Raw genomic sequence first — 13,199 nt, 5'->3', positions numbered from 1 at the left:
ATCATACCTTATTATCTCAAAACCCGCTGTGCCAAGGAGAACCGCACATGCAACCCCGCTACGCCATCGCCGCCCTGCTCATCGCCACCCTGTCGATCACCGGCTGCACCACCAACACTGAAACCCAGACCAGCACCACCCAGGCCACTGACCAACCCGTCGCGGCCGCTCAGGCACCCGAAGCCATCGCCGCAGCCGAACCCGTCATCAACGGCTTCCAGCCGCTGCCCGCCGACAAAGCACTGACCAAAATCGCCTTCGGGTCATGCCTCCACCAGAGCCGTCTCCAAACCATCTGGGACGCCGTACTCGCCGCCGACCCCGACCTCTTCATCTTCGCCGGTGACAACGTCTACGCCGACACCGAAGACATGGCCGTCATGCGTGGCGTCTACTCCGAACTCGCCGCCAAACCCGGTTTCAGCAAGCTCAAAGCAACCACCCCCATCCTCGCCACCTGGGATGACCACGACTACGGCGTCAACGACGGCGGTAAGGACTTCCCCCAGAAAGCCAAATCACAAAAAGCCTTCCTCGACTTCTGGGGCGTCCCCACCGACTCATCCCGACGCGATCGCGAAGGCATCTACCATGCCGTCATCGTCGGCCCCGAAGGCCAGCGCACCCAGATCATCCTTCTCGACACCCGCTACCACCGCGACGACCTCGAACGCATCCCACAAGACCAGCGCACGGGTGGACCCTATGCAGAAAAGGACGACCCCTCCGTCACCATGCTCGGCGACAGACAGTGGGCCTGGCTCGCCGAAGAACTCAAAAAACCCGCCGACCTCCGCCTCATCGTCTCCTCCATCCAGGTCGTTGCCAATGAACACGGCTGGGAACGATGGGCCGCCCTCCCGTGGGAACGTGACAAGCTCTTCCAGACCATCGAAGACGCCCGGGCCGAAGGCGTCATCTTCCTCTCAGGCGACCGCCACCACGGCGAGGTCTCCGTCTGCGGCGGAACCGGACCCTACATGTCCGTCGATGTCACCTCCTCAGGCCTCAACCAGGCCCGCGGACGAACCATCACCGAAGAAAACCACCACCGCGCTGGCGAAGCCGTAGGCGACAACCACTTCGGCCTACTCACCATCGACTGGACCCCCGAATACCCCACCGTCCATATCCAACTCATCGACGAACAACAGCGAGCCCAGTTCGACGACACCCTCGACACCAAAAAGCTCACCTTCACCTACGGAGAAGGCGATCACCACGGCCGACACAGCCAGTCAGTCGCCAACCCGGAATGACCTAAACCAGGAAACGAATCGCCCCGCACCACGCCCGTCTAACCCCGGGCGTGGTCTTGTAACCGACGCCCCATCAGACCCACCAACCCAACCATCCCCATCGCAAACGTCCCAGGCGACGGCACCACCTCAACCTCCGACATGGGTATCACCACCACCGCATCAATCACCGCACCAAACCCGCTGGTCGCAGAAGCATCCTCAAACCGAAGCTGCGTCGCACCCGTCGGAGCCAGCAGATTATCAATCACCACCCGCTCAAACCGCGCCTCACTCGGATCCTCTGTCCCCAGTTCCTCCCAGACAAACTCCCCGATCACCGTCTCCGCCCACAACACCCGCGCGATCCGCGGCAGACTCCGAAACGCATAGATGTTCGCCGACAGGTAAAACTCCAGCCGATACAACTCACCCGGATCGGTCTGCAACTGCTGCTGCATCCAACCCGACTGCGACTGCGCCAGATCCACACTCTGAAAACCGTCGAACGAATCGATGAACGGCCCCATCTGCTCTACGTTCCGCGACTGCCAGTCCGTGAACCGATCGAAACGCGTGCTCTCCTCGAAACTCGCATTCAGGACCAGGTTGCCACCAGCCGACCCGCTGCTCAGGCCGACCACCAGCAAACATCCCACTCCCAAACGCATCAGACGCATGCCAATCACTCCAGCCGCGCACACCAACAACCTGTCAATCGCTGAAAATAGATATCGGCCGAAAACCACCCCGGCTTTCCTGGATAACAGGCACCCCTCCCTCAGCCCCTACAACCCCTAACCCTGCCCCAGTTTCACAAGCACATCCAACCCCGCCTCCAGTTGCTCCACCCCGCAAGCATAGCTCAGCCGGATGTGCGTGTCCCGCTCCGAAAACACCGACCCCGGAATCACCAGCACGCCCTCACCCACCGCCTTCTCCGCAAACGCCGTCCCCGTCAGCCCCAGGTGCTCAGGCACCTTCGCAAACGCATAAAACGCTCCGCCAGGCGTCGCCAACTCAAACCCCGCTTCACCCAGACGCTCCTCCACCCGATCCCGCCGCTCCCGATACGCAGCCACATACCCGTCGATATCAACCTCCAAGGCCGCCACCCCCGCCGCTTGAGCCATCGACGGAGCACACACAAACGAGTACTGCTGCAGCTTCGTCATCTGCTCCACGATCCCCGTCGGCCCCACCGCATAACCCAGCCGCCAACCCGTCATGCCATACGTCTTCGAAAACCCACGCAGCAACACCACCCGATCCGTGTGACTCGCCACCGAAGGCGTCGTCTCGACGTCATACACAAACCGGTCATAAATCTCATCGCTCACCAGCAGCAACCCACGATCCTCAGCCAGCTTCGCCAGCGCGATTGTATTGGCTTCCGTCAGCACCACGCCCGTCGGATTCGAAGGCGAGCTGAACATCAGCAGCTTCGTCTTCGCCGTCAGCGACTTCTCCACCCGCTCAGCCGTCAACTGAAAGTCCGGGTAGGTATCCACAAACACCGGGTTCCCACCCGCCAGCGTCACCAGATGCCGGTACATCACAAAGTACGGGTCAGGCATCAACACATCATCACCCGGCTCACAGCACGCCAGCAGCAGCAGCATCAGCCCGCCCGAAACACCCGACGTAATCAGCGTCTGAAAACCATCCGCCAGACCCCGGCTGTCCGCAGCACCAAGCGTTCCCGGAAACTGCTTCGCCACATCCAGCTCAACCCGCTGAATCAGGTCGGCCACCCCCTGCGTCTGCGTGTACCGGTTAAAGCCCGCCTCGATCGCCGCCGTGGCCGCCCGCTTCACATCCTCTGGCACATCAAAGTGCGGCTGCCCGATCGACAGATTGATCGGATTCTCCAGCTTCGCCGCCAGATCAAACACCCGCCGGATGCCCGAAGCATCAATACCGCGAACCCGCGACGCAAGATAGGCTTCTGGATCAATCACCCTGCAAACCCCTCAAAAAGCATCATGAACCATGAAGCAACCGGAAACCCAGCCGGGGCCGAGGATACGAAGGGTGTTACTTCGCTTCTTCGTCGGTCGTCTTCTTCTTCTTGGTCGCCTTGCCGGTCACGATCTTCCGGTTCGCCAGCTTAGGAAGACCCAGCGGGTCACCCGATCCCTCATCGAACTTGCCTTCCGCCTGCATCTTCGCCACACGCTCAGCGCGGGTCAGAACATTGCGGTGACGGGCCAGGCCGGCGCTGCTACGTAGGCTGCTGTCAAGACTCATCCTGCGGTCTCCAATTCGCCGAACCTGCCGGCAAGCTGCTCATCTCATCAATCAGGGCGTCGGCCCGTGACGGTAAAAATACATGTCCTGCAAGGCATCACTGCCACGCCCCCCGTTCTCTGCGTGCCACGCACGCCCAATCTCCAGCATCGATCGGCGGTAGATCTCATGCACGCCACGCTCAAAGGCGTTACGCGTGAAACCGACATTGACCGCCACAACCTGGAACCGAGCATTATTGACCGGTTCGAGGACGCTTGCAACCCCCCGATCGGCCAGAAACACCGCCAGACGCAGGGCTTCCGCCTCCGGATACGTCGCCAGAATCAGATAATTCAGCCCCGCCGACCGCGGATCAGCCCCCGAACCCGCCTCATGCCAGCCCATAGGCGTCCGATTCAGGTCCAGCACTTCCACCCCAACCCCATCCAGGCTAGACCCCACGAACAGCTCAGGCTCAGGCACCAAGGCCTGCCCGATCGGCCCCGGCGGGCGATCCACTATCCCGCCCTCCTCGGCCTCCACCGAACCCGCTCCCCGCTGATACCCCACCCAGTACGCCAAACCCACCACCAGAATCAGCCCCACCACCACGCCGATCGCCAAACCCTTCGGCACCCGCAGCACCAACGGCTCACCCGGAGCCACCGCCTCCACCCCCCGATCCACAGAGGCCGCCCGCGGCTCACTAACCGAAGCCGTCTTGGGCTCTTCCCCCTCAGCCGCCGTGGCCTTACCCATCACCTCAAAAGGCGTGTTCGCGTTCCGTCGCACCATGCCTACATCCTACCGCCCAACCCAATCACCGACGCCATCGCCAGCGACCCCGTATGAGTCAGCGACACCAGCCACTCCACAATCCCCAGATCCCCCGCGACCTCCGCCGCCCGCCCGGATAGCACAATCCCCGGCCGCCCCGCCGCCGATCGTGTCACCTCCACGTCCGTCCACGCGATCCCATCGGTCAGCCCGGTTCCCAGCGCCTTAAGTACCGCCTCCTTCGCCGCAAACCGCGCCGCCAGATGCTCCGCATACCGCTTCGAGCCCGCCGCATACCCCGCTTCCGACTCCGTAAAGCACCGCGTCACGAACCGCTCGGGATGGGTCTTGAGCAAACCACGGATCCGCTCCACCTCCACCAGATCAATCCCGTGCGCAACCGCCCCACCGCTCTCCCGATTTCCTGCCGCTTTCCGCTCCAGACCACTCATAACATCCCTAGCATGCTGCAATGGACGCATCACTCCAACACATTGCACAGAAGGTAAGCGATCAGCAGCGACTCAGCCCCGAAGACGGCCTGAACCTGATGACCCACCCCGACATCTGGGCCGTTGGCCGCCTGGCCAACCAAGTCAGACACCGCCTCCACGGCACCACCACCTACTACAACATCAATCGCCACATCAACTACTCCAACATCTGCGCCCTCTCCTGCAAGTTCTGTGCCTTCCACCGCAAGAAAGGCGACGACGGAGCCTACGAGTTCTCCCCCGAACACATCGCCGACGAGGCCCGCAAAGCCGCCCAGGCCGGGGCCACCGAAATCCACATGGTCGGCGGGCTCCACCCCTACCTCCCCTTCTCCTACTACCTCGACGTCCTCCAGGCCATCAAGCAGGCCGCCCCCCAGATCCACATCAAAGCCTTCACCGCCGTCGAAGTCGTCCACCTCTCCCGCATCGCCAAACGACCCAAAGACCTCCTCGGCGTCCTCACCGACCTCCGCGACGCCGGACTCGGCTCACTCCCAGGCGGCGGCGCCGAAGTCTTCGACGACCGCGTCCACGACGAAGCCTTCAAAGGCAAGATCCGCTCCGACAAATGGCTCGAAGTCCACCGCGCCGCCCACGAAGCCGGACTCATGTCCAACGCCACCATCCTCTACGGCCACGTCGAATCCCTCGAAGACCGCATCCACCACTTCAACCTCCTCCGCGAAGCCCAGGACGACGCCCTCGAACGCAACCTCCCCGGCCAGTTCCAGACCGTCATCCCCCTCCCCTTCATCCCTGACGACTCCGAACTCGAACACCTCCCCGGCCCCACCGGCCTCGAAGACCTCCGCATGCTCGCCGTCGCACGACTGATGCTCGACAACATCCCGCACATCAAGTGCTTCTGGATCATGCAGACCCTCGAACTCGCTCAGGTCGCCCTCGACTTCGGCGTCGACGACGTCGACGGCACCGTCGTCTGGTACGACATCACCAAACTCTCCGGGGCCTCCAACCACCAGGAACACTCCGTCCGCGACCTCCGCGACGCCATCACCGAGTCCGGCTACGCCCCCGTCGAACGTGACACCATCTACCGACCCGTCCTCCGCGACGGACCCAACTGGCGCATCGAAGAACCCCAGCCGCTTTCCGCTTAATCCCAACCCAGAGACACCACCAACACCATGACCGATTCCAACTGGCCCATCGATCCCAACCCCGTCTGCATCATCACCGGAGCCGGCTCAGGCGTCGGCCGCGACACCGCCTGCCTCATGGCCGAAGCCGGCTTCCGAACCACCCTCATCAGCCGAACCGAAGAAAAACTCCAGGCCACCAGAGCCCTCATCGAAGAAGAAGTCGATTCCCCACCCGAGTCGCTCATCCTCCCCCTCGACCTCAGCTCCCCAGAAGCCTGCCAGCAGGCCGTCGATAAAACCGTCGATCACTTCGGCCGCATCGACGCCATTGCCAACTGCGCCGGCGACGCCCCCCTCCAACCCATCGAAAAGATCACCCCCGACATCGTCAACCACTGCCTCGCCATCAACCTCAACAGCGTGATCTTCCTCACCCAGGCCGCCTGGCCCCACTTCCGCAAACAAAAAGCCGGAGCCATCAGCTCCGTCTCCTCCATGGCCAGCATCGACCCCTTCAAAGGCTTCAACGTCTACGCCGCCGCCAAAGCAGGCGTCAACCTCTTCACCAAAGCCGCCGCCGACGAAGGCCAGCGCATGAACATCACCGCCTTCGCCATCGCACCCGGCGCGATCGAAACACCCATGCTCCGCGCCAACTTCTCCGAAAAAGCCATCCCCGCCGACAACGCCCTCGACCCGATGGTCGTCGCCGGCATCGTCCGCGACGGCATCCTCCGAAAAGGCCGCTTCGCCAACGGCGAAACCTTCCCCCTCCCCAGCCCCCACTAAAAGTCGAGCCACCACAAACATGGGTGGCTGTGGTCAGCTTGTCTGGCCACAGAACCAAAAGGCTCTGGGCCAGAAACCCCCAGTTTTAATCCTACCCGTCAGCCCACCCGCATCCCCAAAAACGCCTCACCCACCGCACGCACCTTCGCCGCCTCCCCAAACACCGCGTGCGTCACACTCACCCCGCTCCGCACCTCCGGCCCACGCCCCACCACCAACGCCGGGTCGTGGTACTCCATCTCCCCGAACGTCTCAGGCCCGCCATCGTGGTTGTACGCCTGCAGCACATCCCGCCCGTACCGCTGCTTCGACTCCGCCGAAATCGGCACATCCACATAAGGCTCACCCGGCAGACTCGGAAACGCCCGCAGCATAAGCAGCGCCCCCGCTTCCGTCTCGCGGTAATACCCCATCCGCCCGCTCGTCGCCGACGCCGCAATCCCCATCTTGATCTTCGCCAGACCATCCACCCGAAACCGCACCCCATCCCCATCCACCGTCACCCGCTCACCGAACGGCTCGTAATAACTCGTCACCTCCGCCAAAGCCTCCCGCACCGTCGGACAATGAAGCACCCCGCCCGTCGGCACCTGGCAGATACTCCAGGCCCCCGCCACCGCCCCGAAATCACCCGAGCCAAGCGTCAGCCGATTCTCCATCGCATAACTCAGACAAGTCACCCCCTCACCCAAACCCGCCAACGGCTCGCACAGCCGAAACGTCCGCAGGACCTCAAATGCGATCGTCACCCCCACCCGATGATCCTTCAAGGTAGCCGTCGTCCCATACGCCACCCCCTTCGCATCCGAAGACACCTCCGCATACCGACCCGGGTCCACATCCGCCGGCAGAATCGCATACTTCCCCGCGTCCTTCCGCGCCAGTTCCAGACTCGGCCAGTAGTAAGCCACCTCCGGCGCAATCCAAAGCCGATCGCCCCCGCCCCCCGAGATCGGCCCGCTCCCCTTCGGATCCTCAAACGCCGGATCATGCCACACCCCATTATCCCCAGCCCCAGCCACCTCCACCCCCAAAAGCCGCGCATTCTCCCGAACCGCCAGCAAACGCCCCCCCTCAGTCGTCATCACCACAGGCGACCACCCCCGCGCCTCGACCCCTTCACAAAGCCGATCAAACCAGCCGCTCGACATCTCGCAGACTCCGCTTAAAGCGACACATACTCCAGATCCGTCTCACGAATGCTCTCGGCCTCCGGCAGATAAACCTCCGAAACAAACACCCCACCCATCTCGGCTCGTACCGCCTCAGCGTCATACCGCTTCGGACCGGCCAACTCACCCGCCGCCATCAGATCCAGAGCAATCTGACCCTCCCCCTGGCTTCCTTCCACCGGCAGGATCGCCCGCTCAAACGCCTGCAGCCGATTCGACACGTTCTCAAAACAACCCGACTTCTCCGCCCACGTCGCCGAAGGCAGCACCACGTCCACACTCTCCGCCAGCTTGCTAGGCAGCGTGTCCATCAGAATCGTGTACCGATCCTTCGCCGCCGCAATCAACGCATCCTCAAACACCGGCTCCGGATAATTCCCCGTCAGCACCAGACCCGACAACCCCGAATCCTCCGAACCCAGCACCTCACGAAACTCCTCGTAAGTCAGCACGTTCGCACCCACCAGCTCCAGCGCCCGCCGCACACCCCGCGCGTTCGGGGCCTTCTCCGCACGCACCGTGTACCCGCCCGGGAACGTCTTGTCCTCACCCACCACCGGCACCGGCCCAACCGCCAGCACCGCACCCGGATCCACCCGCAGAATCCACCGCCCCAGCAGATACGCATCCTCACTCGTCAGCATCGGGCTCACCATCAGCCCCAGCGACCCATCCCCCTTGTACTTCACCAGATCACCGAGCTGCTTCGCGACAGACGCATTCGCCGTATGCCAGTCCGTCGGCTTGAGTTCCTCGTTCTCCCGAATCATCGGGACACACAACCGGTGCTCATCGTGCACAAACTTCCAACCGAACCGAATCTCATCAGAAATCCACCACCGGTTCACATCCATGTTCGTCCGCGGCTTGAACCGGTAGATCTTCCCCTCGTTGTGCTCGATCGAAACGTTATCCCCCGAACACGTGATCCCATCGATGCTCGCCGTCTTGGTCAGATTCCAGACACGCATCGACATCAGGAAGTCCTTGTCCAGCAGCGCTCCCACCGGACACAGATCAATCACATTCGCCGACAGCTCGTTGTCCAGCGCCTCACCCGGAAACACATCGATCTGCTCGCCCGACCCTCGCCCGAACACCCCGATCTCACCCGTCCCCGTCACCTCCCGCGTAAACCGCACGCACCGCGAGCACATGATGCACCGGTCCGAGTAAAGCAGCACGTTCGGCCCAAGATCCTTCTTAGGCTGCTTGATCTTCGTCTCTTCAAACCGCGATTCCGAACGCCCATACTTGAAGCTGTAATCCTGCAAATGACATTCACCCGCCTGGTCGCACACCGGGCAGTCAAGCGGATGATTAATCAGCAGAAACTCCATCACCGCCTTCTGGTTCGCGATCGACTTCGGACTCTCCAGATAAACCTCCGCGCCGTCCGCAGCAGGCGTCTGGCACGTCGGCATCAGCTTCGGGATCAGCTCCAGCTTGTTGTCGTTTCGAGGATTCGGCTGAGCGACCTCCGCCAGACAGATCCGGCAGCTCGCAACCACCGACAGACCCGGGTGATAGCAGTAATGAGGAATCTCAAGACCGTTCTCAAGCGCCACCTGAAGGATGGTCTTCTTACCCTCGAACTCGCACGGCTTTCCGTCGATCGTGATCTGTGGCATCAGCTTTCCTCGAAAACAACACTCGGAACTCGCGTCCAACGCGGTAATCTAGGGGTTCTTCCCAGTCCGAGGCCGTTCTGACCGATGACTTTAGCAAACACAGGGGACACGGTCCGCCCGAAACCCCTCAGACACCGATAACAAGCGAGCCGATCGCCGCAGGAAAACCCATCGATGCCCCGAGACATCCCCGTCGGCAACGGACAACTCCTCGTCACCTTCGACCACCACTACCGCATCCGCGATCTCTACTACCCCCACGTCGGGCAGGAAAACCACGGTGCCGGCGGGGCCTGCGGCTTCGGCGTCTGGTCCGATATTCCGACCGCCACCAAAACCGACAGACGCAAAAAACGACTCTTCTGGTCCGACCAGGGCTGGGACATCCAACACGGCTACCTCGACGACACCCTCGTCACCGATGTCCACATGACCCACCCCGAGCTCCAGATCAAACTCCGCTGCAACGACGCCGTCGACTACCACCGACCCCTCCTCGTCCGACGCATCGAAGTCGAAAACCTCACCGACCAGCCCCGCGAAGCCAGACTCCTCCACCACCAGGACCTCTTCCTCTACGGCACCCGCGTCGGCGATACCGCCTACTACGACCCCCAGGTCCAGTCACTCATCCACTACCGCATGCAGCGCTACGTCCTCAGCTGCTTCTACGCCTCAGGCGATCCCGCCATCCACGAATACGCCACCGGCACCGCCGGCTTCGGCGGCGCAGAAGGCACCTGGCGCGACGCCGAGGACGGACACCTTGGCAACAACCCCATCGCCCAGGGCGCCGTCGACTCCACGATGCTCACCCGCGTCCAGCTCGAGCCCAACGAAAAAGTCGTGGTCTACATGGTCATCGCCTTCGGACAGAGCTATGAAGAAGTCGAAAAGCTCTACCACTTCGTCCATCGCGAAGGACCCCAGGGCATCATCGACCGCACAGCCAACTACTGGCGACTCTGGCTCAACGCCAACCGAATCCCCCTCTGCGACCGCGAAGAAACCGGCCTCGGACCCGAAGTCTCCGAACTCTACAAACGATCACTCCTCGTCGTCCGATCCCAGATCGACAACGGCGGCGCCATCATCGCCGCCAACGACTCCGACATCATGCAGTTCTCCCGCGACACCTACTCCTACCTCTGGCCCAGAGACGGAGCTTTCGTCGCCGACGGACTCGACGCCGCCGGATACCCCGATGTCGCACGCTCCTTCTTCTCCCTCTGCGCCAAGATCATCAACCACCGCGGCTACTTCCTCCACAAGTACGGACCCGATGGCAGCCCCGCCTCCTCATGGCACCCCTGGACCTCCAACGGCCAACCCCAGGTACCCATCCAGGAAGACGAAACCGCCCTCGTCATCTGGGCGCTCTGGCGACACTTTGTCCGCTACCGCGACATCGAATTTGTCCGCCCCCTCTGGATGAGACTCATCCAGCCCGCAGCCAACTTCATGGTCCGCTTCCGCGACCCCGCCACCGGACTCCCCCTGCCCTCCTACGACCTCTGGGAAGAACGCTACGGCGTCCACACCTTCACCGTCGCCTCCGTCTACGCCGGCCTCAAATCCGCCGAAAACTTCGCCAACGCCTTCGGCGACCAGCAACTCGCCGAAACCTACGCCCAGGCCGCCTACGAAGTCCGCGACGGCTTCTGCCGACACCTCTGGAGCCCCGAACACAACCGCTTCCTCCGACGCATCGAACCCCTCGACACCGAACGAACCGCACGACTCATGGCCGACATCCTCGCCGGACGGGCACCCCAACCCGAAGGCCAGAAACACCTCGACGCCCTCGATCGCGTCACCCTCCCCCAAACACCCCCCGAAGACATCGAGTTCTACCGCGACGAAGTCATCGACAGCTCCATGTACGCCATCTTCGCCCTCGGACTCCTCCCCGTCGAAGACGAACGCGTCAAGAGCACCATGACCGCCATCGAAGACCAGCTCTGGGTCAAGACCGACGTCGGCGGCGTCGCTCGCTACCGAAACGACTACTACCACCAGGTCTCCCAGGACGTCGACAACATCCCCGGCAACCCATGGTTCATCTGCACCCTCTGGATGGCCGACTACTACGTCGCCAAAGCCACCACCCCTGACGAACTCCGAGAGGCCGCTCGCTTCATCCGCTGGACCGCCGAACGAGCCCTGCCCTCACGCATCCTCGCCGAACAGGTCCACCCCGAAACCAACGCCCCGCTCTCCGTCTCGCCCCTCACATGGTCCCACGCCACCTTCGTCAGTTCCGTCGGCGGCTACCTCACCAAGCTCGAAGCCCTCCGCTCAGGCGTCGCCGAACCAGCGCCCTCCATCGACCAGCCCGCCACCATGCGCCAACGCATCACCACACCCATCCCACGCCTCGCTTCCTGACGGCTAGCCCACCTGACCGTCGCTAGGTCATCCACCCAAGCCATCGCCGCGCCAAAACCTCGCGACGGAATCGCGCTCATCTTGCATCGCCTCCGCCGCGCGCCTATTCTGCTTTCCCTCAAGGGGTTGGGCGGTTCCTGTCCCGCGCAACCAACGCTAGTCCCGATCAGGCACCACCCGAAGATGGCGAACCTCAACAACATCGGCTTGTTCATCGCCACTGTCCTCGGGGCCGTTGGCCTCTTCTGCATGATGCCTCAGCGAGGCAACCTCCTCAGAGGACTCGGAGCCCTAATCGGACTCGCCTTCCTCGCCGTCCTATGGGTCGTCCTCGGCCAGAACCTCACCGACGCCCTCGGCATCGATGCCGCCGCCTTCTTCTACCACTACGTCTTCGGCTTCATCGCCATCGCCGCCGCCGTCCGTGTCATCACCCACACCCAGCCTGTCCGAGCCGCCCTCTGGTTCATCATGGTCGTCCTCTCCAGCGCCGGACTCCTCCTGACCCTCTCCGCCGAATTCATCGCCCTCGCCATGATCGTCATCTACGGCGGCGCCATCCTCGTCACCTACATGTTCGTCATCATGCTCGCCGCCCAGTCCGCAGAAGCAGAAGCCGAAGACGCCTCCCCCCTCTACGACCGCCGTGCCCGAGAGCCCATGCTCGCCATCCTCGCCGGATTCGTCCTCCTCTCAACCCTCCTCAGCTTCAGCTTCCAGCCCAACACCCTCCCCGAAGCCCTCCCCCAGACACTCGGCGAGCCCAACCCCCTCGTCCGCATCAACGACGAAAGACTCCCCGAAGAAGTCGTCGCCCTCCGCATGGAACGCTCCGAACTCTCCAACCTCGAAGCCGTCGGACTCGACCTCTTCCGCTCGCACCCCCTCGCCATCGAACTCGCAGGCGTGATCCTCCTCATCTCACTCATCGGGGCCGTCGTCATCGCAAGAACCGAAGTCCCCGACGACGAAGACCCCGCCAAAACCAAACCCATCAGCGCCTAAGCAACACCAAGGACCGCAGCCAGCACGCACGGACAGCAACGGATGGCCAACGAACTCACCAACCTGGTCCTCACCCATTACCTCGCCCTCGGCGGGGTCCTGTTCGCGCTCGGCATGATCGGCTTCCTCACACGCCGAAACATGATCATCCTCTTCCTCTGCACCGAGATGATGTTCCAAGGCGTCATCGTCTCACTCGCAGCCTTCGCCAGATATCACCTCCACGAAGTCGGACAGACCTTCGTCATCTTCGTCATCACCATCGCCGCCGCCGAGGCAGCCATGGCTCTCGGACTCGTCGTCCTGCTCTTTAGACGCAAGCGAACACTCGACGTCCAGGCCTGGGCCGACCTCAAGGGATAGCCAA

The 13,199-nt window shown here is 62.7% G+C and carries 13 protein-coding genes; 6 read left to right on the top strand and 7 right to left on the bottom strand.

Features of this window, described 5'->3' with window-relative positions; all coding sequences use genetic code 11:
• The first annotated feature begins 47 nt into the window (after nucleotides 1-47).
• Nucleotides 48-1,259 (top strand): alkaline phosphatase D family protein, encoded by a 1,212-nt coding sequence (locus tag ACQZAB_RS11735; protein WP_428389709.1) that lies wholly within the window; start codon nucleotides 48-50, stop codon nucleotides 1,257-1,259.
• A gap of 38 nt (nucleotides 1,260-1,297) precedes the next feature.
• Here the strand turns inward: ACQZAB_RS11735 and ACQZAB_RS11730 are convergent, their stop codons facing one another.
• From ACQZAB_RS11730 to acpS, 5 genes are all read right to left on the bottom strand, one after another.
• On the bottom strand, nucleotides 1,298-1,918 hold the full coding sequence (locus ACQZAB_RS11730) for a hypothetical protein (protein ID WP_428389708.1): 621 nt from the start codon (nucleotides 1,916-1,918) through the stop codon (nucleotides 1,298-1,300).
• A 117-nt stretch (nucleotides 1,919-2,035) separates the two neighbouring features.
• Entirely contained in the window at nucleotides 2,036-3,199 is a 1,164-nt protein-coding gene (locus ACQZAB_RS11725; RefSeq protein ID WP_428389707.1) for a pyridoxal phosphate-dependent aminotransferase, read from the bottom strand.
• A gap of 76 nt (nucleotides 3,200-3,275) precedes the next feature.
• Complete coding sequence (locus ACQZAB_RS11720; protein WP_428389706.1) at nucleotides 3,276-3,488, bottom strand: small basic protein; 213 nt, start codon at nucleotides 3,486-3,488, stop codon at nucleotides 3,276-3,278.
• Nucleotides 3,489-3,539: 51 nt separating this feature from the next.
• Nucleotides 3,540-4,265: a hypothetical protein gene (locus ACQZAB_RS11715; RefSeq protein WP_428389705.1), complete on the bottom strand. Its 726-nt coding sequence runs from the start codon at nucleotides 4,263-4,265 to the stop codon at nucleotides 3,540-3,542.
• 2 nt (nucleotides 4,266-4,267) lie between these two features.
• Nucleotides 4,268-4,699, bottom strand: a complete 432-nt coding sequence (acpS, locus tag ACQZAB_RS11710; RefSeq protein WP_428389704.1) for a holo-ACP synthase — start codon at nucleotides 4,697-4,699, stop codon at nucleotides 4,268-4,270.
• A 20-nt stretch (nucleotides 4,700-4,719) separates the two neighbouring features.
• On the opposite strand from acpS, the gene mqnE reads away from it, so the two are divergent.
• Both mqnE and ACQZAB_RS11700 read left to right on the top strand, forming a co-directional pair.
• Nucleotides 4,720-5,865, top strand: a complete 1,146-nt coding sequence (gene mqnE / locus ACQZAB_RS11705; protein WP_428389703.1) for an aminofutalosine synthase MqnE — start codon at nucleotides 4,720-4,722, stop codon at nucleotides 5,863-5,865.
• Nucleotides 5,866-5,892: 27 nt separating this feature from the next.
• Entirely contained in the window at nucleotides 5,893-6,636 is a 744-nt protein-coding gene (locus tag ACQZAB_RS11700) for an SDR family NAD(P)-dependent oxidoreductase (RefSeq protein ID WP_428389702.1), read from the top strand.
• Nucleotides 6,637-6,734: 98 nt separating this feature from the next.
• Here the strand turns inward: ACQZAB_RS11700 and ACQZAB_RS11695 are convergent, their stop codons facing one another.
• Both ACQZAB_RS11695 and ACQZAB_RS11690 read right to left on the bottom strand, forming a co-directional pair.
• Entirely contained in the window at nucleotides 6,735-7,787 is a 1,053-nt protein-coding gene (locus ACQZAB_RS11695) for a DUF6786 family protein (protein ID WP_428389701.1), read from the bottom strand.
• Nucleotides 7,788-7,801: 14 nt separating this feature from the next.
• On the bottom strand, nucleotides 7,802-9,439 hold the full coding sequence (locus tag ACQZAB_RS11690) for a molybdopterin-dependent oxidoreductase (RefSeq protein ID WP_428389700.1): 1,638 nt from the start codon (nucleotides 9,437-9,439) through the stop codon (nucleotides 7,802-7,804).
• A gap of 174 nt (nucleotides 9,440-9,613) precedes the next feature.
• Here ACQZAB_RS11690 and ACQZAB_RS11685 point away from each other — a divergent pair, with 174 nt between their 5' ends.
• From ACQZAB_RS11685 to nuoK, 3 genes are all read left to right on the top strand, one after another.
• Nucleotides 9,614-11,827, top strand: a complete 2,214-nt coding sequence (locus ACQZAB_RS11685; protein ID WP_428389699.1) for a glycoside hydrolase family 15 protein — start codon at nucleotides 9,614-9,616, stop codon at nucleotides 11,825-11,827.
• Nucleotides 11,828-12,010: 183 nt separating this feature from the next.
• Nucleotides 12,011-12,832 carry an NADH-quinone oxidoreductase subunit J family protein gene (locus tag ACQZAB_RS11680; RefSeq protein ID WP_428389698.1) on the top strand — a complete coding sequence of 274 codons (822 nt, stop codon included), beginning with the start codon at nucleotides 12,011-12,013 and terminating at the stop codon, nucleotides 12,830-12,832.
• Nucleotides 12,833-12,874: 42 nt separating this feature from the next.
• Entirely contained in the window at nucleotides 12,875-13,195 is a 321-nt protein-coding gene (gene nuoK, locus ACQZAB_RS11675; RefSeq protein WP_428389697.1) for an NADH-quinone oxidoreductase subunit NuoK, read from the top strand.
• Nucleotides 13,196-13,199 lie beyond the last annotated feature (4 nt).

The organism is Mucisphaera sp. (assembly GCF_965279675.1).
In the GTDB taxonomy this organism is placed as follows: Bacteria; Planctomycetota; Phycisphaerae; order Phycisphaerales; family Phycisphaeraceae; genus Mucisphaera.
This window is presented reverse-complemented; position numbering and strand designations above follow the sequence as displayed.

What these genes read in the sequence shown, in the direction of transcription:
- ACQZAB_RS11735 (WP_428389709.1), top strand. Translation starts at nt 48, where the DNA reads ATGCAACCCCGCTACGCCATCGCCGCCCTGCTCATCGCCACCCTGTCG.
- ACQZAB_RS11730 (WP_428389708.1), bottom strand. Translation starts at nt 1,918, where the DNA reads ATGCGTCTGATGCGTTTGGGAGTGGGATGTTTGCTGGTGGTCGGCCTG.
- ACQZAB_RS11720 (WP_428389706.1), bottom strand. Translation starts at nt 3,488, where the DNA reads ATGAGTCTTGACAGCAGCCTACGTAGCAGCGCCGGCCTGGCCCGTCAC.
- ACQZAB_RS11715 (WP_428389705.1), bottom strand. Translation starts at nt 4,265, where the DNA reads ATGGTGCGACGGAACGCGAACACGCCTTTTGAGGTGATGGGTAAGGCC.
- acpS (WP_428389704.1), bottom strand. Translation starts at nt 4,699, where the DNA reads ATGAGTGGTCTGGAGCGGAAAGCGGCAGGAAATCGGGAGAGCGGTGGG.
- mqnE (WP_428389703.1), top strand. Translation starts at nt 4,720, where the DNA reads ATGGACGCATCACTCCAACACATTGCACAGAAGGTAAGCGATCAGCAG.
- ACQZAB_RS11700 (WP_428389702.1), top strand. Translation starts at nt 5,893, where the DNA reads ATGACCGATTCCAACTGGCCCATCGATCCCAACCCCGTCTGCATCATC.
- ACQZAB_RS11695 (WP_428389701.1), bottom strand. Translation starts at nt 7,787, where the DNA reads ATGTCGAGCGGCTGGTTTGATCGGCTTTGTGAAGGGGTCGAGGCGCGG.
- ACQZAB_RS11690 (WP_428389700.1), bottom strand. Translation starts at nt 9,439, where the DNA reads ATGCCACAGATCACGATCGACGGAAAGCCGTGCGAGTTCGAGGGTAAG.
- ACQZAB_RS11685 (WP_428389699.1), top strand. Translation starts at nt 9,614, where the DNA reads ATGCCCCGAGACATCCCCGTCGGCAACGGACAACTCCTCGTCACCTTC.
- ACQZAB_RS11680 (WP_428389698.1), top strand. Translation starts at nt 12,011, where the DNA reads ATGGCGAACCTCAACAACATCGGCTTGTTCATCGCCACTGTCCTCGGG.
- nuoK (WP_428389697.1), top strand. Translation starts at nt 12,875, where the DNA reads ATGGCCAACGAACTCACCAACCTGGTCCTCACCCATTACCTCGCCCTC.